The 22,283-nt window shown below is 36.2% G+C and carries 18 protein-coding genes; 9 read left to right on the forward strand and 9 right to left on the reverse strand.

Annotated features, from left to right (window positions below; genetic code table 11):
* Nucleotides 1–5: 5 nt before the first annotated feature.
* The 6 genes from rplD to rpsL all read right to left on the reverse strand — a co-directional run bounded on the left by rplD (nt 6) and on the right by rpsL (nt 4,703).
* The gene (gene rplD / locus ON07_RS08585) at nt 6–635 is read right to left on the reverse strand and encodes a 50S ribosomal protein L4 (protein ID WP_010230109.1); all 630 of its coding nucleotides are present in this window, start codon (nt 633–635) and stop codon (nt 6–8) included.
* Nucleotides 635–1,246, reverse strand: a complete 612-nt coding sequence (gene rplC / locus ON07_RS08590) for a 50S ribosomal protein L3 (protein ID WP_010230111.1) — start codon at nt 1,244–1,246, stop codon at nt 635–637. The genes rplD and rplC overlap by 1 nt, the downstream gene beginning before the upstream one ends.
* 153 nt (nt 1,247–1,399) lie before the next feature.
* Nucleotides 1,400–1,705 (reverse strand): 30S ribosomal protein S10, encoded by a 306-nt coding sequence (rpsJ, locus tag ON07_RS08595; RefSeq protein WP_010230113.1) that lies wholly within the window; start codon nt 1,703–1,705, stop codon nt 1,400–1,402.
* Nucleotides 1,706–1,715: 10 nt separating this feature from the next.
* Nucleotides 1,716–3,824 carry an elongation factor G gene (gene fusA / locus ON07_RS08600; protein WP_010230115.1) on the reverse strand — a complete coding sequence of 703 codons (2,109 nt, stop codon included), beginning with the start codon at nt 3,822–3,824 and terminating at the stop codon, nt 1,716–1,718.
* A 4-nt stretch (nt 3,825–3,828) separates the two neighbouring features.
* Nucleotides 3,829–4,305: a 30S ribosomal protein S7 gene (gene rpsG / locus ON07_RS08605; protein ID WP_010230118.1), complete on the reverse strand. Its 477-nt coding sequence runs from the start codon at nt 4,303–4,305 to the stop codon at nt 3,829–3,831.
* Nucleotides 4,306–4,328: 23 nt separating this feature from the next.
* Nucleotides 4,329–4,703 (reverse strand): 30S ribosomal protein S12, encoded by a 375-nt coding sequence (gene rpsL, locus ON07_RS08610; protein ID WP_010230128.1) that lies wholly within the window; start codon nt 4,701–4,703, stop codon nt 4,329–4,331.
* A gap of 658 nt (nt 4,704–5,361) precedes the next feature.
* On the opposite strand from rpsL, the gene ON07_RS08615 reads away from it, so the two are divergent.
* From ON07_RS08615 to rlmB, 6 genes are all read left to right on the forward strand, one after another.
* Nucleotides 5,362–8,571, forward strand: a complete 3,210-nt coding sequence (locus ON07_RS08615; protein ID WP_010230130.1) for a SusC/RagA family TonB-linked outer membrane protein — start codon at nt 5,362–5,364, stop codon at nt 8,569–8,571.
* 6 nt (nt 8,572–8,577) lie between these two features.
* The gene (locus ON07_RS08620; RefSeq protein WP_010230132.1) at nt 8,578–10,164 is read left to right on the forward strand and encodes a SusD/RagB family nutrient-binding outer membrane lipoprotein; all 1,587 of its coding nucleotides are present in this window, start codon (nt 8,578–8,580) and stop codon (nt 10,162–10,164) included.
* 359 nt (nt 10,165–10,523) lie between these two features.
* Nucleotides 10,524–11,561: a TonB-dependent receptor plug domain-containing protein gene (locus ON07_RS17115; protein WP_237708888.1), complete on the forward strand. Its 1,038-nt coding sequence runs from the start codon at nt 10,524–10,526 to the stop codon at nt 11,559–11,561.
* Entirely contained in the window at nt 11,500–13,704 is a 2,205-nt protein-coding gene (locus tag ON07_RS14985; RefSeq protein ID WP_237708889.1) for an outer membrane beta-barrel protein, read from the forward strand. Before ON07_RS17115 ends, ON07_RS14985 begins: the two co-directional genes overlap by 62 nt.
* Before the next feature lie 12 nt (nt 13,705–13,716).
* Nucleotides 13,717–15,093, forward strand: coding sequence for a SusD/RagB family nutrient-binding outer membrane lipoprotein (locus ON07_RS08630; RefSeq protein WP_010230136.1), 1,377 nt, complete (start codon nt 13,717–13,719; stop codon nt 15,091–15,093).
* A gap of 375 nt (nt 15,094–15,468) precedes the next feature.
* Complete coding sequence (gene rlmB / locus ON07_RS08635; protein ID WP_010230138.1) at nt 15,469–16,206, forward strand: 23S rRNA (guanosine(2251)-2'-O)-methyltransferase RlmB; 738 nt, start codon at nt 15,469–15,471, stop codon at nt 16,204–16,206.
* Between the two features lies 1 nt (nt 16,207).
* On the opposite strand, the gene ON07_RS14990 is transcribed toward rlmB, so the two are convergent.
* Nucleotides 16,208–16,468: a hypothetical protein gene (locus ON07_RS14990; RefSeq protein ID WP_155807199.1), complete on the reverse strand. Its 261-nt coding sequence runs from the start codon at nt 16,466–16,468 to the stop codon at nt 16,208–16,210.
* Nucleotides 16,469–16,847: 379 nt separating this feature from the next.
* On the opposite strand from ON07_RS14990, the gene ON07_RS17120 reads away from it, so the two are divergent.
* Genes ON07_RS17120 through ON07_RS08650 form a run of 3 tightly spaced genes read left to right on the forward strand, consistent with a single transcriptional unit; the run spans nt 16,848 to nt 21,407 of the window.
* A complete protein-coding gene (locus tag ON07_RS17120) occupies nt 16,848–17,588 on the forward strand; it encodes a carboxypeptidase-like regulatory domain-containing protein (RefSeq protein ID WP_237708890.1) in 741 nt (246 codons plus the stop codon).
* 13 nt (nt 17,589–17,601) lie between these two features.
* Entirely contained in the window at nt 17,602–20,028 is a 2,427-nt protein-coding gene (locus tag ON07_RS14995; RefSeq protein ID WP_237708891.1) for an outer membrane beta-barrel protein, read from the forward strand.
* A 5-nt stretch (nt 20,029–20,033) separates the two neighbouring features.
* The gene (locus ON07_RS08650) at nt 20,034–21,407 is read left to right on the forward strand and encodes a SusD/RagB family nutrient-binding outer membrane lipoprotein (RefSeq protein WP_010230144.1); all 1,374 of its coding nucleotides are present in this window, start codon (nt 20,034–20,036) and stop codon (nt 21,405–21,407) included.
* Nucleotides 21,408–21,500: 93 nt separating this feature from the next.
* Here the strand turns inward: ON07_RS08650 and ON07_RS17770 are convergent, their stop codons facing one another.
* Nucleotides 21,501–21,950 (reverse strand): rhomboid family intramembrane serine protease, encoded by a 450-nt coding sequence (locus ON07_RS17770; protein WP_316928120.1) that lies wholly within the window; start codon nt 21,948–21,950, stop codon nt 21,501–21,503.
* 25 nt (nt 21,951–21,975) lie between these two features.
* Nucleotides 21,976–22,236, reverse strand: a complete 261-nt coding sequence (locus ON07_RS17775) for a hypothetical protein (RefSeq protein ID WP_316928121.1) — start codon at nt 22,234–22,236, stop codon at nt 21,976–21,978.
* Between the last annotated feature and the right edge of the window lie 47 nt (nt 22,237–22,283).

Here is a 22,283-nt window from a genome sequence, read left to right on the forward strand (position 1 = left end):
ATCGTTTATTTACTTAAATTCGACTCAATTCCTTCTAAAGACCCCTCAACAAACACAAGATTATTTGCGTTTAATATTTTATAAGTGCTTAATTCTGAGCTACTTACAACTTCGGTACCTTTTAAATTGCGTGACGACAAATATACATTTTTATTCGAGTCACCCAACACTATAAGAGATTTTTTCTTATCTACACCCAATCCCTTCAAAACATCTATGAAGTTTTTAGTTTTTGGAGTGTCGAATTGAAAATCTTCTACTATGATAATTGCTTTATCATTTGCCTTAATAGAAAGAGCAGATTTTCTTGCTAATCTCTTTAAGTTCTTGTTCAATTTAAAACCATAGTTTCTTGGACGTGGTCCGAACATACGTCCACCACCTCTAAAAACACCAGATTTTATACTACCAGCACGAGCTGTACCAGTTCCTTTTTGTTTCTTAATCTTACGTGTACTTCCTGTAATTTCCGCACGCTCTTTAGCTTTGTGCGTTCCTTGACGTTGATTAGCCAAGTATTGTTTTACATCAAGATATACAGCATGATTGTTAGGCTCTATTCCGAAAACAGCATCTGAAAGGCTTACCTTTCTTCCTGTTTCTTTTCCTTTAATATCTACAACTGCTATTTCCATTACTTCTGAATGATTACGTATGAGTTATTATGACCAGGAACACATCCTTTTACAACAAGTAGATTTTTATCTGCAACTACTTTTAAAACTCTTAAGTTTTCTAATTTAACTGTATCACCACCCATACGGCCAGCCATACGCATTCCCTTAAATACTCTTGCAGGATATGACGCAGCACCAATCGATCCAGGGGCTCTTAAACGGTTATGTTGACCGTGAGTAGCTTGTCCTACTCCGCCAAAGCCGTGTCTCTTTACTACACCCTGAAAACCTTTACCTTTGCTTGTTCCTGAAATATCCACGAACTCACCTTCAGCAAAATGTTCTACAGTGATGCTATCACCTAATTTGTGATCCCCATCAAAACCTTTGAATTCAACGACTTTACGCATTGCTGCTACACCGGCTTTTTTAGCGTGCCCTGTGACAGCTTTGTTAGCGGTCTTTTTGTCATCGAAACCTAATTGAAGAGCTTCATACCCGTCAATCTCTTTGGTTCTGACTTGGGTAATTACGCAAGGACCAGCTTGTATAACAGTACAAGGGATGTTTTTCCCGTTCTCGTCAAAGATGCTAGTCATGCCTATTTTTTTTCCTATTAACCCAGACATAATTAATTATTGATTAAATTAAAATTATTTATTTAAAAATATTCAGGACTGAAAATACTTCCAATCCTGAATGTATTTTTCCGTTTTTCCCTCGACAACCGCTCGGGACATGTAATTAATTTTGAATTCAGCTTTTTTGAATTCGAAATTAACTTATACTTTAATCTCTACTTCTACTCCACTTGGCAATTCCAATTTCATCAAAGCATCGATAGTTTTAGATGAAGAACTATAAATGTCCAACAATCTTTTGTAAGAGCTTAATTGAAATTGTTCACGCGCTTTCTTATTAACGTGCGGAGAACGTAATACTGTAAAGATTTTTTTATGTGTTGGTAATGGGATTGGTCCCGTTACTACAGCACCCGTAGTTTTTACGGTCTTTACGATCTTTTCTGCAGACTTATCTACTAAATTATGATCGTAAGATTTAAGTTTTATTCTGATTTTTTGACTCATATCCCTATTATTAATCGTTTGTACCTTTAGCTGCTTTTATAACTGTTTCCGAAACATTCGACGGAGTTTCAGCATAATGAGCAAATTCCATTGTAGATGTAGCTCTACCAGAAGACAAGGTTCTTAATGTTGTTACATAACCAAACATTTCTGAAAGTGGCACTTCAGCTTTAATAACTTTTGCACCAGATCTATCTGACATATCGTTTACTTGACCTCTTCTTCTGTTAAGATCGCCTACAATATCTCCCATGTTTTCTTCCGGAGTAACAACTTCTACCTTCATAATTGGCTCAAGAATTACAGCACCAGCTTTCTTAGCAGCTACTTTATAACCCATTCTTGCAGCTAATTCGAAAGAAAGTTGATCGGAATCCACAGGGTGAAAAGATCCATCTTTCAATTCTACTTTAAGAGTATCCATTTTGAATCCTGCTAAAGGACCGGTTTTCATCGCTTCCTTAAATCCTTTTTCCACAGATGGAATAAATTCCTTAGGAATACGTCCACCTTTTACAGAGTCGATAAATTGTAGACCTGGACCTTTAAAGTCCTCATCTGCCGGAGACATCTCAAATACGATATCACCAAATTTACCACGTCCACCAGATTGTTTCTTATAAGTTTCTCTATGATCTGCACTTCTAGTAATGGTTTCTTTATACTCAACCTGTGGCTGACCTTCATTAACCTCTACTTTGAATTCTCTTTTCAAACGATCTACTAAGATCTCCAAGTGCAATTCTCCCATTCCAGAGATAATTGTTTGTCCTGAAGCCTCATCTGTCTTAACCTGGAACGTTGGGTCTTCTTCAGCTAATTTAGCTAAAGCCATACCCATCTTATCCACATCTGCCTTTGTTTTAGGCTCCACTGCAATACCAATTACCGGCGCAGGGAAAGACATAGATTCTAATGTAATAGGATGTTTTTCATCTGTAAGCGTATCTCCAGTTTTAATGTCTTTAAAACCAACAGCAGCTCCAATATCTCCAGCTTCAATTCTATCGATAGGCTCTTGCTTGTTAGCGTGCATTTGGTAAATACGAGAAATACGTTCTTTTTTACCTGAACGGTTATTCAATACGTAAGAACCAGCATCTAAAGCACCAGAATACACTCTAAAGAAAGCTAGACGCCCTACGAAAGGATCGGTAGCAATTTTAAAGGCTAAAGCAGAAAATGTTGAATCAACATTTGGCTTACGACTTTCTTCTTCACCAGTATCAGGATTTACTCCTACAATAGCATCAATATCTACAGGAGAAGGCAAATAACGCATTACCGCATCCAACATCATTTGAACACCTTTATTTTTAAAGGCAGAACCACACATCATAGGTATGATAGACATATCTATAGTAGCAGCTCTTAATGCAGCAATAATTTCGTCTTCAGTAATAGAATTTTCATCTTCGAAGAATTTCTCCATCAAAGCCTCATCGTAGTCAGCAACTGCTTCTACCAACAAAGTTCTATACTTATTAACATCATCCATCAATTCCTCTGGAATATCGATAGTCTCATAGGTCATCCCATAATCCTCTTCGTTCCAAACGATAGCTGTTTTAGATATTAAGTCTACAACACCTTTAAAATCGTTTTCCTCACCAATTGGTATTTGTAAAGGCACCGGGTTTCCACCTAGCATCTCTCTTACCTGGTTGCAAACATTAAAGAAGTCAGATCCCTGACGGTCCATTTTGTTTACAAATCCTAAACGAGGAACTTTATATTTATCTGCTTGTCTCCATACAGTTTCAGACTGAGGTTCAACACCATCAACCGCACTGAATAAAGCAACCATACCATCCAATACACGCAAAGAACGCTCTACCTCTACGGTAAAATCTACGTGACCTGGGGTATCAATAATATTTACCGTGAATTCTTGATCTCTGTAATTCCACTTACAGTGCGTAGCTGCAGAAGTAATTGTAATACCTCTTTCCTGCTCTTGCTCCATCCAGTCCATAGTAGCAGCACCGTCATGAACTTCTCCAATCTTGTGACTTACACCCGTATAAAAAAGAACACGTTCTGTAGTCGTAGTTTTACCAGCATCAATATGCGCAGCAATACCTATATTTCTTGTGAATTTTAAATCTCTTTGTGCCATTTTTTTAGAATCTAAAGTGAGAGAATGCTTTGTTAGCTTCAGCCATCTTATGGGTATCTACTCTTTTCTTAACAGCAGCACCTTCTTCTTTAGCAGCAGCAATTACTTCTGCAGCTAATCTCTGAGCCATAGATTTCTCATTACGTTTTCTTGAATAAGAGATCAACCATTTCATTGCAGTTGAAACTTTACGATCTGGTCTAATTTGCATAGGGATCTGAAAAGTTGCACCTCCAACACGTCTACTTCTTACCTCTACGTGTGGCATTACATTAGAAAGAGCGTCTTTCCAAACCTCAAGGCCTGTTTTCTCTTCGTCTTGTTTTTTCTCCTCTACGATTGCAATAGCATCATAGAATACTTTGAAAGAAACTGATTTCTTACCATCCCACATCATCATGTTAACAAAACGAGTTACTAACTGATCATTAAATTTTGGATCCGGTAAAAGAGGCCTCTTCTTTGCCTGTCTTTTTCTCATGTCTTTACATTAAAAGTTTTTAATTACTTCTTAGGGCGTTTTGCACCATACTTAGATCTTCTTTGCGTTCTACCCTCAACACCTGCGGTATCTAAGGCACCACGAACAATGTGATATCTAACTCCTGGCAAATCTTTTACCCTTCCACCTCTAACCAATACTATCGAGTGCTCTTGTAGATTGTGTCCTTCTCCAGGGATGTATGCGTTCACTTCTTTTCCGTTAGTTAACCTTACCCTTGCAACTTTACGCATTGCAGAGTTAGGTTTCTTAGGAGTAGTTGTGTAAACACGCGTACACACACCTCGTCTTTGAGGGCACGAATCTAAAGCAGCCGATTTACTCTTCTTGGTTATTTTGGCTCTTCCTTTTCGTACTAATTGTGAAATTGTTGGCATAATTTCTTTTACACTTATTATTGTTATAAAAATACCTTCCCTATTTTTTAGGGTTTGCAAAGATAGATATTAAAATGAATTATTCAAATCTTAACTCATTAATTTTCAACCAGAACTCATTTAATTAATAATTATGGAACAGATGAGGGATTTAAAAGAATTTGGGACAATGATATAATGATAATTCCCAGAAAATGTATTGACATAAAAAATCAAATACTCGAATTTAAATAAAAGACAGATTGATTAAACTCATACCCAAAAGAGTTATACCTATAATTATTGACAACCCCTCAGTAAAGTAGAATTTAAATAACATAAACTTCTTAAAAACTAAATCCAGCATTGTTAAAGGATCGCCTTATTATATGCCGATTTAAACAATTAAATGAAAAAAAACCTCATTCGCCATCAAAAAATAGCAATAACAAGTTTTTTTTGCAATAAAAATGATAACAATGCAAAATCTAAAGTTGAATTTTTATGATTTTCGCAATAAATTAAAGAATATTTAATCAATAAATATTGAATATCAATTGATTAGCTAAATCCAGTAAGAATAATTTAAATTTAATACCATAATTTAAGACCAAATATTTGGTGAATTAGTCATTTCTCATCACATTCGCAGCCGGCTAATTCAAAATTAATTAAAAAAATGAAAGCAAAATTCAGTAAATTTTTAATGCTTTTACTAGCATTTACTGTGCAAATGACCTTTGCGCAGCAACAATCCGTGACAGGAAATGTCACCGATGAAGATGGGTTACCTCTACCCGGGGTAAACATAATTATTAAGGGCACAACAACAGGTGTTCAAACAGATTTCGATGGAAACTATGCAATTGAAGCCTCTCAAGGTGATGTGTTGACTTTCTCATTTATTGGTCTTGTAAAAACTGAAAAAACAGTTGGTGCAGCTAATACCATAAATGTAGTTATGAAGGCAGATGCAGCACAACTTGATGAAGTAGTAGTTACTGCATTAGGAATTACAAGAGAGAAAAAATCTCTTGGATATTCTACTACTGAAGTTGGTGGTGCTGAACTAACAGAGTCTCGTAATGCGAATGCTGCTAGCGCATTATCTGGTAGAGTAGCAGGGATTCAAGTATCCGCACCTTCTGGAAATTTAGGTGGTTCTACAAGAATTTTACTTCGTGGAGCAGGGTCTATTACACAAGATAACAAACCATTATTCGTTGTAGATGGTATTCCGTTGGATAACTCAAACTACAACTCAACATCTACTCAACAAGGTACAGGTGGTAGAGATTATGGAGATGCTTCTTTTGACATTAACCCAGACGACATCGAAAGTATGTCTGTTCTTAAGGGTGGTGCTGCAGCAGCTTTATATGGCTCTAGAGCTAATAATGGTGTAATTATCATTACTACTAAATCTGGAAAATCTGGAAAAGGAGAAATTACAGTTAATACTGGGATTTCATTTGACAAAGCTTACATTTTTCCTAAAGTACAAAAACTATATGGTGGTGGTGCTGGAGATGCAAGTACGATCGGCCAAACGGATTTCGCTCAAGCGACAATCAATGGAACTACATTCGACATAGTTGACTATGCAACAGATGAGTCTTGGGGACCACGTTTTGATCCTAATAGAAATGTATTACATTGGGACGCTTTTGATCCTGAATTCGCAGATGACTTCTTGAACCCTAGAGCTTGGATTTATCCTGAAGGAGACGATGCAGAGAGCTTCTACCAAACAGGAGTTAGCACTAATAATAGTGTTGCATTCTCTAATGGTAATGACAAGTCTACATATAGAGTATCCTTGGCGAATGTTAAAAGTCAAGGAATTATTCCTAATGCTGACTTAAACAAAACGACAATTAACTTCAATGGATCTTCTAAAATTAATGATCAATTAGAAGTAAATGCAGGTATTAACTTTACTGTTACAGATGGTTTTAATCGTCCGGCATTTGGTTATACAGGTGAAGGTGTAATTCAGCAATTTTACCAATTTGGACAAACTCAATTGTCACATTCTAGATTGAAGAATTATAGATTACCAAACGGTACGCAGCGTACATGGAACAGAACAGCATTCGATGATCCAAGTATTCGTTACTCAGATAACCCATATTGGATTATCAATGAAAACACATCTGCAGATAAAAGGATTCGTTACTATGGTAACTTTGGATTAAAGTATAATCTTACTGATGATTTATATGCAACAGCAAATTTCTACGGTGATACTTATAATTTTGAAATTCAAGAAAGAACTGCTATAGGATCATCTGCTCAGTCTGGGTATGTTGAAAATGACTATAATGCAGAAGAATATAACTACGAAGCGAGATTACACTTCGATAAGTCCTTTTTAGACAATAAATTTAATTTAAACTCTTTTATAGGTACAAACAGAAGAGATTCTTATTTCGCTTCTCTAGAAGGTAACACAAGAGGTGGTTTAGCTGTAGCAGGTATTTATAACCTTAATAATTCAACAGATGATCCAAACATCCAAGATTTTGATTCTAGAAAAAGAATTAATAGTGTATTTGGATCTGTATCTTTAGGTTACGATAACTTCGCTTACGTAACAGTAACTGGAAGAAATGATTGGTCTTCTACACTACCAGCAGACAACAATTCATATTTCTACCCATCTGTGAGTGGAAGTTTGGTGTTCTCTCAGTTTGTAAATGCGGATTGGGTTTCTTTTGGTAAATTAAGAGCTGGTTGGGCAAGAGTTGGTAATGACACTGACCCATATAGACTAAACAACACTTATGGTAATAGATCTGCATTTTTTGGAAATATTAGATACTCACAACCAGGTTCAAACTTGAATCCTAACCTAGGACCAGAGAACAAAGATACTTTTGAAGTTGGGTTAGAAATGTCTTTCCTGAATAGAAGAGTGAGTTTTGATGTTACTTATTATGATGAAACTACTACAGATTTAATTACTCCAGTACAAGTAGATCCTGCAACAGGTTACACTTCTACTTTCGTTAACGCGGGAACTTTATCTAATAAAGGTATTGAAGCTTTAGTAAATATTACTCCGGTAACCAATGATGATTTCACATGGGATCTAAGCTGGAATTTTGCTAAAAACACAAATGAACTTGAGGAATTAATTCCTGGTGTAAATACATTACAATTAGCTAGGTTCCCATTTAATGGAGTAACTCTTAACGCTGTTGTAGGTGAAGAGTATGGTCAAATTAGAGGAACTAACTATGTGTTTGACGATAACGGAAATAAGGTAGTTGATGCTAATGGTAGATACCTTGAAACTCGTAATGTTGAAAACCTAGGAAGTGTACTTCCAGATTTTAAAATGGGATTAAGAAACGCTTTCGATTATAAGGGTGTTAAACTTGGATTCTTGTTAGATTGGCAAAAAGGTGGTAAATATCGTTCATTAACTAATATTTGGGGTCATTATAGCGGTATCCTTGAAGATACAGCTGAAAACAACATTAGGGAAGAAGGTATTGTACTAGATGGTGTTACAGGAACTGTAACTTATGATGAAAATGGAGACTATACAGTAACAGATACTGCAGAAAACACAACTGTATTAACTGCTCAACAATGGGGTCAAGATTACTTCTTTAGAAGTGATGCACAAAACGTTTTTGACGCAGATTACATAAAGTTAAGAGAGGTTACCTTAGGATATTCTCTTCCTAAAAAATGGACAGGTCCTCTTAACGATGTAACAATTACTGCATTCGGAAGAAACCTTTTTGCTTGGGGATTAGATAACGACAATTTTGATCCAGAGCAGGCTACTTCAGGTAGTGGAAACATACAAGGATCAGAAGGTGGGTCATTACCTTCTACAAGAAATTACGGATTAAACTTGCAATTAAAATTTTAAAAAATCATGAAAAACAAACATATAGCATTAACTGTGCTTCTTGGTACTGCTATTTTCACTTCATGTAGTGATGATATTGAAAAGTACAATGAAAATCCAAATAGCCCAGAAGTTGTACCTACAAGTACAATTTTCAACAGCGCAACAAAGGAATATACAGATTTCATGCGCAATGGCTTTAACGAAGGTAGATTAACTTTACCTTGGCTACAATACTGGGGACAAACCAGTTACGCAGATGAAGATCGATACGATTATCGTGAAACAACCGCAGAAAGTATTTATCAAAACACGTTTTTAGTTGCTACAGATCTTAAAAAGATACTAGATCTAAATACAAATGAAGCTACGAGAGATCAGCAAGCTGCAAATGGTAATAACGATAACCAAATAGCTGCTTCTAGAATTATGCTTTCTTACATGTTTCATAAGCTAACAGATACTTTTGGAGATGTTCCTTACTACTCTTACGGATCTGATGATGCAGATTTTCAAGCTTTACGCGTAGATAATGTTTTATCTCCTGCTTTTGCTCCACAAGAGAAAATTTATGCTGATATTCTTTCTGAATTAAGAGCAGCTTCGGATATGATAAACACTTCTGAACCTGTATTTACTAGTGGAGATAATATCTTTAATGGAGATGCAGTTAAATGGAAGAAATTTGCAAACTCACTTATATTAAGAGTAGCAAACAGACTTCGTGAAGTAGATCCTGGAACTGCCAACGCAGCCATAGATCAAGCTTTAGCTGCTGGAGTTATGACATCTAACGCTGATAATGCTGTTCAAGCATATGAGGCTGCTGATGCGACGGCTTCACCATTTTGGGTAGCATTTATAACTAGAACAGATTTCGCTGTAACAAATACTTTTGTACGCGCTCTTAAAGGAGAAACAGGGAATTTTGGATTAGATCCAAGACTTTTTGAATATGCAGCTCCTAGTACTGTTTCAATTGGTGATGTAAAAGGAAATTCTTACGAAAGAAGTGAAGATCCTGCAGATTATCAAGGTGTGCCTTATGCATTTGCACAAACTCAAAGATTACCATTTTCTACTTATACATTTCCAAGTAGTAATGTAATTAAGCCAGATTATGGTGAAGTGTTAATGGAGTATGCAGAAGTTCAATTTATTATCTCTGAGCATAATGGATTTAGCCAAGCAGAATATGAAGAAGGTGTGAGAGCTTCCATGGACAAATGGGGCGTAGCTTCAGATGATATTGATGCTTTTGTTGCAACTCTTCCTGCTGCTAATGAGGAGAATGTTTTGAATCAAAAATGGGTTGCTCTTTATATGCAAGCACATGAAGCATGGGCTGAGTACAGAAGAACTGGCTTCCCAAGTTTGTTGAAACTTCCAGGAGACACAATAGAGTTAGATGCTAACCAAGTTGCTGGACTACCTGAAGAATCTAGAATCTCATCTTATATTTTTGAGCCAAGAATTGATATTGATGATCTTCCAAAAAGATTAAGATATCCACAAATTCTTCAAACACTTAACGGTGAAAACAGAGCGGCTGCAGTTTCTGGTCTTTCAGATGGAGACACTGTAAACAGTAGTTTATTTTGGGATGTTGACTAGTTAATAATCTCAATTAGTTTATAAGATTAAGGCTGCCCGTTGGGCAGCCTTTTTTCGTTAAAGTTTTTAAAAGTCATTTGGACTCTAAAATATAATAACCAACATGATTTTTATAATAAATATTTTAACCATTAATTAGGGAAAAATTTAACAAAATTAGTGCTTCCCTACAAATTATAGACTGTGTAAACATCAACAAAATTGTTTGCTTATTTAGCAACTTTGATGACTCCCGTCTCCCTAATTCTCATTGATTTTGTCATTTTTTTTGAAAACAAGCTGAAATATCTATAGAGATTACTTGCATAATTAACATTGTTTTAGCACTTTTGGCCCGGCTAATTCAAATAAACTAGAATATGAAATCAAATTTTACGCGATTTTTGACGCTTTTACTAGCGTTAATTGTGCAAATTTCATTTGCACAAGAACAACCGGTGACCGGTACGGTTACCGATGAAAGTGGTTTACCCCTACCCGGAGTAAACATTATTATTAAAGGCTCCACAACTGGAGTCCAATCAGATTTTGATGGTAATTATTCCATTAATGCACAACAAGGGGATGTTCTGGTATTTTCATTTATCGGGCTTGTAAGAACTGAACAAACAGTTGGCACTTCTAAAAGCATGAATGTTGTAATGAAAGCTGATGCTGCTCAATTAGATGAAGTAGTAGTTACAGCCCTTGGAGTTAAAAGCACACCTAGATCTGTAAGTTATGCAGTAGAAAATGTAAGTGCAGAAGATATTGAAAACACTGGAGAAACTAACTTGGTTAATTCTTTGGCTTCTAAAGCTGCTGGAGTTAGTGTTGTAAGTGCATCTGGTTCTGTTGGTGCATCTTCTAATATTCGTATTAGAGGTAACACATCTATTGGTAGATCCAATAGTCCTTTATTTATAGTAGATGGAGTTCCTATTGACAACTCAGCTACAGGTAATGCAACCGGTGGAACTGATAATTCTAACAGAGCGATTGATATAAATCAAAATGATATTGCTTCAATCGATGTTTTAAAAGGTACTGCAGCACAAACTTTATATGGGTTACGAGCTGCAAACGGAGTAATAATCATCACAACCAAAAAAGGTTTAACTGGCGCACCGTCAGTTTCAGTTTCTTCTTCCTTACAATTTAGTGAAGTAAGTCAATTACCAGATTTACAAAGAGAGTTTGCTCAAGGTAGACCAGTTGGAGGTGAACCTACCTACAGAGGTCCTGAAACTCGTGAAGGTTTCAGCTGGGGTCCTCGTATCTCTGCATTAGAATATGATGGCGACACAAGTTATCCATATAGTCGTTTTGGTAGATTAGTACCAGAAGGTGAAGGAAATGGAACACCTGCAAACTCATACAACCATTCTGACTTTTTTTGTGACTGGTGTATTAAATGAACAAAATATTTCCGTTCGCGGAGGTTCAGAAAAAATTAAGTACTTTCTTTCTGGTGGTAAATTACACCAAACCGGGGTTGCCCCAACTGAAGAGTTTAACAGACGTTCTTTTAGGGCAGATATCAGCTCTCAGCTAAGGGAAGATTTTGAAATTTCCGCTAGTGGTACTTATGTTACTTCAGGTGGGCGCAGAGTTCAAAGGGGTTCTAATGTATCAGGTATTATGCTTGGATTGTTAAGAACTACACCATCATTTGATAATGGAAATGGATTAACTGGTCGTGAGGCTGCAGATACTCCTAGCACTTATGAGTTACCAGATGGAACCCAAAGAAGTTATCGAGCAGGGGTGTATGACAACCCTTATTGGACCGTTGCAAAAAACCCATCTACAGATGACGTGAAACGATTTATAGGTCGATTATCTTTTGATTATAAACCATTAGATTGGGCGACTGTTAGAGGAACTCTGGCTTACGATGAATATTCTGATGTTAGAAAAGCTGGAGTAGATATTAATTCTGCAGGTAACCCTCAAGGGCAAGTGTCAGATCTTTCTATTTTTAGCGAGGACATTAATACACAACTTTTATTCCTAGTAGATAGAGATATTTCCGAAAATATTACTTTCAGCAGTGTATTAGGTTACGATGGATTTACAACAAAAAGTTTAACTCGTCAGGCAATTGGTAATAATCTTACGATTCCTGGATTTTTCCATGTATCAAATACCGCAAGTCAATCAGTTTTTGAAAATGTAGGTAGAAAACAGTTGGATGCAATTTTAGCGGATGTTAAATTTGGATTTAATGACACTTTCTTTTTAAATGGAGCTGTAAGAAATGACTGGTCTTCAACTTTACCAGAAAATGACAATGACTTCCTTTCCTATAGTGCCGGTGGTGCAGTAGTTTTTTCAGAGTTTTTTGATAATTCTGGCTTCTTTAATTATGGTAAATTACGTGGTTCTTACGGTAAAACTGGTAATGATGCTCCTATTTTTGCAACAACAACGTATTACAATGCGGCAGTTGCTGGAGGAGATGGTTTTATAGATGGTAATCAATTTCCAATTTTTTCTACTGTAGCCTTCGAAAGGTCTGCACAATTAGGAAATGCCGAAATTCGTCCAGAAGTTACTAAAGAATTTGAAGTAGGTGCAGAACTTAAATTTTGGAATTCACGCTTACGATTAGATGTTACTTATTATGATAAAGAAACAACTGATCAAATTATTTCCGTAGATCAACCAGCAGTAACCGGATTTACTTCTCGTATAGTAAATGCAGGGGTTATCTCTAATAAAGGTTGGGAAGTTTTAGGATTTCTGAATCCTGTTAAGACAGAAAACTTTAATTGGAATATTGATGTAAACTGGACGACTTATGAAAACACTGTTGAAGAATTAACAGATAATGTTGAATCTATATTCTTAAGTGGATTTACATCAACATCTTCTAGAGTAATTGCAGGTGAGCCTTATGGAGCAATTTTCGGTTCTAGATTTGATAGAAATGAAAATGGAGATGTTCTTATCGGAGATAATGGATTCCCATTAGTAGATCCCGAAGATGGCGTAGTAGGAGATCCAACACCAGACTGGACAATGGGAGTAAGAAATACTTTCACTTATAAAAATTTCTCAGTATCTGCGTTATTGGATGTGAGACAAGGTGGTGATGTATGGTGTGGAACATGTGGTATCATAGATTACTTCGGTACTTCACAAAAAACTGCAGAACAAAGAGAAATTACAGATTTTGTATTTGAGGGAGTAAATGCGAATACAGGTGCTGTAAACACTACAGAGGTAGCTTTAGCTGATCCTGCAAATGGTTTAGGATCTTACAGATGGGTGAGATATGGATTTGGTGGAGTATCAGAAGATTATATTTTCGATTCTTCTTGGGTAAGACTAAGAGAAGCTGCTATTTCCTATCAATTACCACAGTCATTATTAGATGTTACATTTTTCAATTCAGGATCTATAACAGCTTCTGGAAGAAATTTATTTTTAATAACTGATTATCCTGGTATAGACCCTGAGACAAATCTTACAGGTTCAAGTAATGGAATTGGATTGGATTATTTTAATCAACCCAATACCAAAAGTTATGCTTTAACAGTGAAACTTAATTTTTAAAAAAAAACGAAAATGAAAAGCAAAAATATATTTAAGATTTTACTTACAGCAATTTTCAGTTTTGCTATGTTGATCTCCTGTGACTATGATGATGTCAATCAGGATCCTACCAGACCAGGTGGGGAAAGTGTAGAGTTGGTAGCGATCGTGCCAGCTATGCAAACCCAAACGCACAGAAATATAGATGCAGTACTTGGTAGATATGCCGGTATAATTATGCAGCAATGGCAAGGGTTTGATGCTCAGCAGTTACAATATACTTCGTATGTAATAGGAGAAAACGATACTGATAATCCTTGGGATTTTGGTTTGTACACAGGTTCTATGAGAGACGCTGCCGATATTATTGAGAGAGCGACTAATTCTGGAGCTTTAAATACCAGAGGTGTAGCTAAAATATATATGGCTATTAACCTAGGTATTGCAACAAACGTTTGGGGAGATGTTCCTTATTCTGAAGCTTTCTTGGGTAAAGAAAACCTTTCGCCAAAATACGACGATCAAGAAGAAATCTATGGTGTGTTACAGACATTGTTATCTGGAGCAATCGAAGATTTAAACGCAGAAGATCCAGCAGGTATTCAAGGAGATCTTATAGGTGGATCTAATGACCAATGGATTGCTGCAGCACATTCTTTAAAAGCAAGATTTTACATGCAACAAACGAGTGTAAACTCGAATGCGCCACAGCTAGCTTTAGATGAATTAGACATGGCTGTTTCTAGCAATTCTGCTCAATTAAATTTTCAATTTGAAAACACTCAAAATGGTGGGCATCCTTTAGCTTTATTTGGTTTTCAAAGACCAAACACTATGATTATTGATGGTTTCTTTTCTGATTTGATGATGGATGATCCTAGAATGGATAAATACATGTTTGAAGAAGAAGGTAACTTTTTCTTCTTTGATTCCAGTAATCCAAATCTTTTCTGGGCACAGTTAGATAGCCCAAATCCTGTAATAAGTTATTCAGAAACTAAGTTTTTAGAAGCAGAAGCTTTAGAAAGAACTGGCGGAGACGGTACGGAAGCTTTACAGGCAGCAGTACGAGCAAATATGGCTTATTTAGGGGTATCATCTGCGGCAATAGACACTTATATAGCAGGTTTGGGTGAAGCAAATATTGAGACCATTATTCTAGAGAAATATAAAGCAATGTATGGTCAATCACCTATGCAAGTTTGGAATGACTACAGAAGAACAGGTTTCCCTAATATTACGCCAAACGAGAATGGTGTAAATGGGAACAATCCATCTGGTATAGTGCCAAGAAGATTACTTTATCCAATTTCTGAACGTTTATCAAATCCTGATGAATATCAAGCGGCAATTGACGCTCAAGGAGGACATTTGTTAGATGATGATATTTGGGTGTTCCCATCAAATTAATTTCAGTTATTAAATAATAAATTTATTTAAAAAAAGCCCGTGAAATTTCACGGGCTTTTCGCATTTAAAATAAATAAGTTTTAGCACATCTATCTTAAGACAATATCCAAGAAAAATAAATTTAAAAATTTTAGATACTTACAAATGCGTAGATTTCAGTAATTTGAGATAAACATTAAAAAATGAGATTAAACCAAATCCTATCAAAAGACTAAAAAAAATTATTCACAATTAGGAAAAAAACATTACGAGATACTCAATAGACATCCTGCATTTTGTAAGTTGATATACAAAGCTTTCGAAGGAGGTTATTTCCAAGTTTTAATTATTTTACTCAAGTGCCATTTTATTTAAACAAAGTCTATCTTTGCGGCTATGGAAGATACTACTACAATTTTTGGGATTAGAACGGTAATGGAAGCAATCCAAAGCGAAAAGAATATCGATAAAATTTATATTCAAAAAGGTTTGAATAATCCGCTATTCCAAGAACTACTATCATTGATAGGTAAAAGAGGCTTTAATATTTCTTACGTACCTGTAGAAAAACTACAAAAACTCACTCAAGGAAATCACCAAGGAGTTGTAGCTAAGATCTCTCCCATAGAATTTCCGGAAATGGAAGAAGTGGTGCAAAGAGTTATAGAAGACACCTCTTCTACTCCACTATTTTTACTTTTAGACCAAATTACCGATGCTCGAAATTTTGGAGCTATCATTAGAACAGCCGAATGTTGCGGAGTTCATGCTATTATTGTTCAAGATAAAGGTGGCGCACCCGTGAATGCCGATACGGTGAAAACTTCTGCTGGGGCTGTTTTTAATATTCCTATCTGTAAAGTAAGCCATATTAAAGATGCCATTTATTACCTTCAGGGTTCAGGCATTAACGTAGTGGCCGCTACAGAAAAAAGCGATCAATCTATATACGAAACAGCACTAAACCAGCCTACGGCCTTAGTAATGGGTAGTGAAGGCAGAGGAATTAATCCTTCAGTATTAAAAATTGTGAATGATAAGGCGAAATTACCAATGTTTGGAAGTATTGGCTCCTTAAATGTTTCGGTAGCTTGTGGTGCTTTTTTATATGAGATTGTAAGGCAACGGTCTTAAACTAGTCTTCCTTATTCTCTTTAAAAATATAATTATAGATGGAATCTTGGTTATCTATTTCATCTTCTGTTTTTTTCTCTATGAAATTGCCGTTTTCATCAAAATGGCTCATAAATAAATCGTTCTTTGCGTTATAATCTTCTTTTTCCCATTCGTATTTTGGCTGTTTTATTATTTTCTGACGGAAAATCAGTGCTAAAAGCAATCCAACTGCCAAGCCGGATAAATGTCCTTCCCACGAAATTTCTGGATCTCTATTCAATAAAAACCACATCTTTTCATGTACTAAAATCTAAATGGAAACGCGCGTAACGATTCTTAAGTTCCCATTATATGTCGTTTATATTTTTATACTAAAAAGTTATTTCAAAATTCCTAAGAAGATAAAATAAATTTCACAAATAACTCATTTTTAGTGGCTTATTGTTTATTATTCAATTTTATTGTACATTTATTTATTAGTTCTTTTTCAATCAAGCCCCTTTTATCTCCCCAAGTAACACACCCTATTTAATTCTTTAAATCCCTACCGTTAGCGCTTTTTTTAATCACAAAATCGCTTAGCGTTAACGCTATTTAATTTTTTTTAAACTTTAAATACATGTAAAATGGGAAAAAAATTACAATGCATTATCATAGTATTGTTTCTACTAGTTGGCTTTACTTCATTTGGTCAAGATCAAACAATTAATGGTACTGTAACAAGCGAGGAAGGGTTACCGCTTCCTGGAGTGAATGTTTTTATCAAGGGTTCTACTACCGGTACACAAACAGACTTTGATGGTCTATATACGATCAACGCAAACCAAGATGACATATTGGTCTTTTCATTTGTAGGAAAGGAAACGCAAGAAGTTATAGTTAGCAACCAATCTACTATTGATGTAACATTAGCCGATGAATCAGCTGCATTAGAGGAGGTAGTTATTACTGCTCAAGGAATTAGAGCAAAACCACGTTCTTTAAGTTATGCCTTAGAAACAGTTGAAGCAGATGACGTTCAGAAATCTAGGGAGACCAACTTAGTTTCCGCCCTAAGCTCAAAAGCATCAGGTGTACAGGTTACCACATCTTCAGGTTCTGTAGGGGCTTCAGCAAATATTAGAGTGCGTGGAAATACTTCGATTACAAGATCGAATTCTCCGCTGTTCGTCGTAGACGGAGTACCAATCGATAACTCTTCATTCTCAGAAGATCCAACGCAAACCAATAATAATTCAAGTTTAGGAGGAAGTGATTTTTCGAATAGAGCTATTGATATTAATTCCAATGATATTGCCTCCGTTTCCATTCTTAAAGGTATTGCGGCCCAAACACTTTATGGGTTGCGTGCATCCAACGGTGTTGTATTAATCACAACAAAAAAAAGGTCAGGAAGGTAAAACTAAACTAACCATTAACTCTACCGTTTCTTTTGCAGAGCACAGCCAAGTTCCAGATTTACAGAAAGAATACGCTCAAGGGCGTCATTTTGAAGGAGCTTTGCAATATAGAGGCCCAGAAACCTTTGAAGGTGATTCTTGGGGACCTCTAATCTCTGACTTAGAGTTTGATGGAGCTACAGACTATCCTTTCGATCGTAATGGGCGACTAGTTCCTGCAGGAACTGGAAACGGCATGCCAGCTGTGGCTTATGATAATTACGACTTCTTTAGAACTGGACTCACTACTGATACTAGTGTAGGGATTAGTGGTGGTTCAGAAAAAGTAAACTATAGGGCTTCCATTGGAAAATTAGATCAAGAAGGAATTTCTCCAAATGAAGAATTTGAGAGAAAAACCTTTAGAGTTGATCTAAGAGCAAACTTAACAGAGAATCTAATCCTTGATGCTTCAGGGCAATACACCAATTCTGGAGGGAACAGAGTGCAAAGAGGATCCAATATATCTGGAGTAATGCTCGGATTACTTAGAAACACTCCTACTTTCGATATGGGAAATGGAAAAGAAGGCCAGGCCGCAGCAGACGATCCAGCCACTTATTTTTATGATATACCCGGTTCAGAATTACCTGGTCAAAGAAGCTACAGGGACGGAATTTATAACAGCCCGTATTTTGCTGTTGCTCGAAACATTAACCTGGACGATGTAAATAGAACCATAGGAAGGATGGCTTTGACATACGATATTACAGATTGGTTGAGCTTTAAAACCTCAGGTTCTATTGATAGATATACAGATACTAGAAAAATTGGTTTTGATATCATTGATGCATCCTTCGGAAATGGTCGGGTTATTAACGATGTTATTGCCAATCAAGATGTAAACTGGAGTGGGATATTTAATATTCTATATAATGTTAATGATAAATTTGGGATTGATACCAATATAGGATATGACGGTTATTATAATAAGACCAACCGTCAAACTGTACTAGGTGATGGAATGACAATTCCAGGGTTTTTCAATCTTTCAAATGTAAGTACTACTCAAGCACAGGAGCTTTCTTCCAGAAGAGAACTTATTGGGGTCTTCGCTACTGCAACCCTGAGCTATGATAACTTACTCTTTATTACTCCTTCTTTTAGAAATGACTGGTCTTCTACTTTACCCGTTGGTGACAATACTTTCCAGTCTTATTCCATTGGAGGTAGCTTTGTATTTTCCGAACTTATGGATAGTGAATTTATAAATTACGGAAAATTGCGAGGCGCTTGGGGAACTGCTGGTAATGATGCTCCCGTATATGCAACTATTACAAATTTTGGTGGTACCTCTGTAAGTGGAGATGGGTTTATCCAAAGTGTTACTTTCCCGGCTTATGATGCCACTTCTTTTGAAAGATCGTCAAGAGCAGGAAATCCAACCTTAACTCCGGAGAAAACCACTGAATTTGAAGTCGGAATTGAAGTAGCTATGTTCGACAGTAGATTGAAGTTTGATTTCGCTTACTACGATAAAGAAACTGAAGATCAAATTATATTTGTAGACGCAGCTCCTTCTTCTGGATTTGTGGATAGGTTTGAAAATGTTGGAATTGTATCTAACAAAGGATATGAGGTTACATTAAGCGGAACACCTATTAGAACTGAAGATTTTGAATGGAATATAAATACTAATTGGACTACTTATGAAAATGTTGTAGAAGAATTAGTAGAAGGTGTAGAATCTGTTACACTTAATGGTTTTTCCGGTACCAGTTCACGTGCAGTTGCAGGTGAATCCTATGGAGCAATTTTTGGATCTCGTTTCGCTAGAAATGATGCCGGGGAGGTTTTAATAGATGATGATGGTTATCCGCTACAAGCTACAACAGATGGTGTTATTGGGGATCCAATACCAAATTGGTTAGCCGGTATAAATAACCAGTTTCAATATAAAAATATTGGCTTATCCTTTTTAATCGATATCCGCCAAGGGGGAGATGTATGGTGTGGTACCTGTGGAATCCTTGATTACTTTGGTGTATCTGACGCTACGTTAGTGAGAGATCAAACTACAGTTTTTGAAGGAGTTGTAGAATCTACAGGGCAACCTAATTCACAGGTAGTTCCTTATTCTGATCCTACTATAAGTGAAAATAATAACTTTTGGAGACGATATGGATTTGGAGGACTTTCAGAAACCGCAATATATGATGGATCATGGGTGCGCTTAAGAGAGGTCACATTAACCTATTCCCTTCCTGAAAAATGGTTAGATAATACATTTATCAAAGACTTAAGCCTATCGGCTTTTGGAAGAAACCTTTGGGTAGAAACCGATTACCCAGGTGTAGACCCTGAAACTAATCTAACAGGAGATAGTAACGGTATGGGATTAGACTATTTTAATCAACCAAACACAAAAAGTTACGGATTAAACGTTCAATTTAATTTTTAGGAAATATGAAAACTTCAAAAATATTAATCTGCATACTATTACTAGGTATTTCTTTTTCTTGTGAAATCACAGATGCTAATTTAGACCCAGATAACCCATCTTCAGATTTGGTAAATGCCGGTGCTATTTACCCTGGAATGATTGCTCAAACCCATAGAAATTCTGTAGCCCTAGGTGGAAGAATTGCCGGTATATTAGTGCAACATTTCGATGGCTTAGATGCCCAACAGATTGCTTATGATCAATATAACATTGGAGAAAGTGATATTGATGACCTATGGGATTTTGGCTTATATGGGGCAGGCTCTATGAAAGATGCTTTTGTGATTATCCAAAACAATGAAGGAGAAATTAGTGCATTAGCAAAATTATATATGGCAGCTAACTTAGGAGTTGCAACCAGTTCATGGGGTGACATACCTTATACCGAAGCTTTTGTTGGGGATCAAGGTAATCTCAACCCAACCTATGATTCTCAGGAATCTATTTACATGACAATTCAAACGCTGCTAACAGAATCTATAGATGAAGGCGTTGCAGCCGGAATTGGAGCTTTTGCTGGAGCAGGTAGCGCAGACAATGTAGATTGGGAAGGAGTAGCACATGCTTTAAAAGCTAGATATTACCTTCACTTAACGTCTGTAAATGGTGCGTCCGCAGCTCAAAATGCGCTTATCGAAATTCAACAGGCATTTTCCAGCACAGCCGAGCAACCAGATTTTATTTACAGCACTCCTGCACAAAATGCAAATCCCTGGTTTTTATTCGATAATGATAGACCTAGTACATTGGGGATATCTGAGGTGCTATTTGATGAAATGACTGCAAATAATGATCCCAGACTACCATTTTATACGACAGACGGTGTAGACTTTGCAGGTGTTGACGGTCTATTTTGGGGTCAAGCAGATTCTCCAACCCCTTTAATCTCTTATTGGGAAGTTAAGTTTATTGAAGCTGAAGCAATAGTAAGAACAGGAGGGTCTGATGCAGATGCACTGGATGCCTTAAAAGAAGCAGTCTCCTCCAATATGCTTTATATAGGAGTCGACCAAGGAAATGTAGATTCTTACGTAAATGGATTATCGCTATCTGGATCTGAGGATGATAAAATTGAGGCAATCATTAATGAAAAATGGGTTGCACTTTATGGAAATGCGCCTATCGAATCTTGGGTGGACTACAGAAGGACAGGGTATCCAGACTTAACACCAAGTCCCGATGCTGTTCCAGGTGTAAATCCTTCGGGAGTAATCCCAAGAAGGTTTTTATACCCGCTTTCTGAACGCCAAGCCAATTTAGAAAATTATGAAGCTGCAATTCAAGCTCAAGGAGGTCATCTATTAGATGATGATATTTGGGCATTCCCAAGTAATTAGAATTAGCTCAAAAATAAGAAAACCACTTTCGGGTGGTTTTTTTTATTTTATAAGCTCTGCTAATTGATAAAATTTATTGAAGGGACATTAAACTCATTCTTCCTTATTCTCTTTAAAAATATAATTATAGGTTGAATTTTGGATATCTAATTCATCCTCTGTTTTCTTCTCTATGAAATTGCCGTTTTCATCAAAATGACTCATGAATAAATCGCTCTCTGCGTTATAATCATCTTTTTCCCATTCGTATTTTGGCTGTGTTATTATTTTCTGACGGAAAATGAGTGCTAAAAGCAATCCAACTGCTAAGCCGGATAAATGTCCTTCCCACGAAATTTTTGGATCTACAGGTACTACAAACCAAAGTAAGCCGCCATAAAGGAAAACTACAATAAAGGATAGTGCTATTAATCTATAATGCTTCGAAAAAATGCCTTTGAAAAACAGAAATGAAGCCAATAAATAAATAATACCACTTGCTCCAATATGGTTAGCTGGTCTTCCTATCACCCATGTAAAAAATCCGGTTAAGAGCAGCCCCACAAATAATACTTTCCAACTAATTGTTCTATAAAAAAAAGAAAAGTGCCATTGTTAAAATAAACAGCGGAATGGTATTATGAAAAAGGTGTTTAATATCTGAATGAATGAAGGGTGATAAGAAAATCCCTCTTAATCCTTTTATACTTCTTGGCTGAATCCCCAAATAATTAAAATCGAACCCAAACCGAATCTCAAACCAAAATACCAACCATACTATTAGAACGAATAATAGCGGATATCCTATTACTCCTGTTGAAAAAATAAATGGTTCTCGCTGCTTCAACATAAATCTAATTTATAATATAATCTCCAATAAGATGAGATTTGGCGACT

The sequence above is a fragment of the Gillisia marina genome (assembly GCF_000258765.1).
In the GTDB taxonomy this organism is placed as follows: domain Bacteria; phylum Bacteroidota; class Bacteroidia; order Flavobacteriales; family Flavobacteriaceae; genus Gillisia; species Gillisia marina.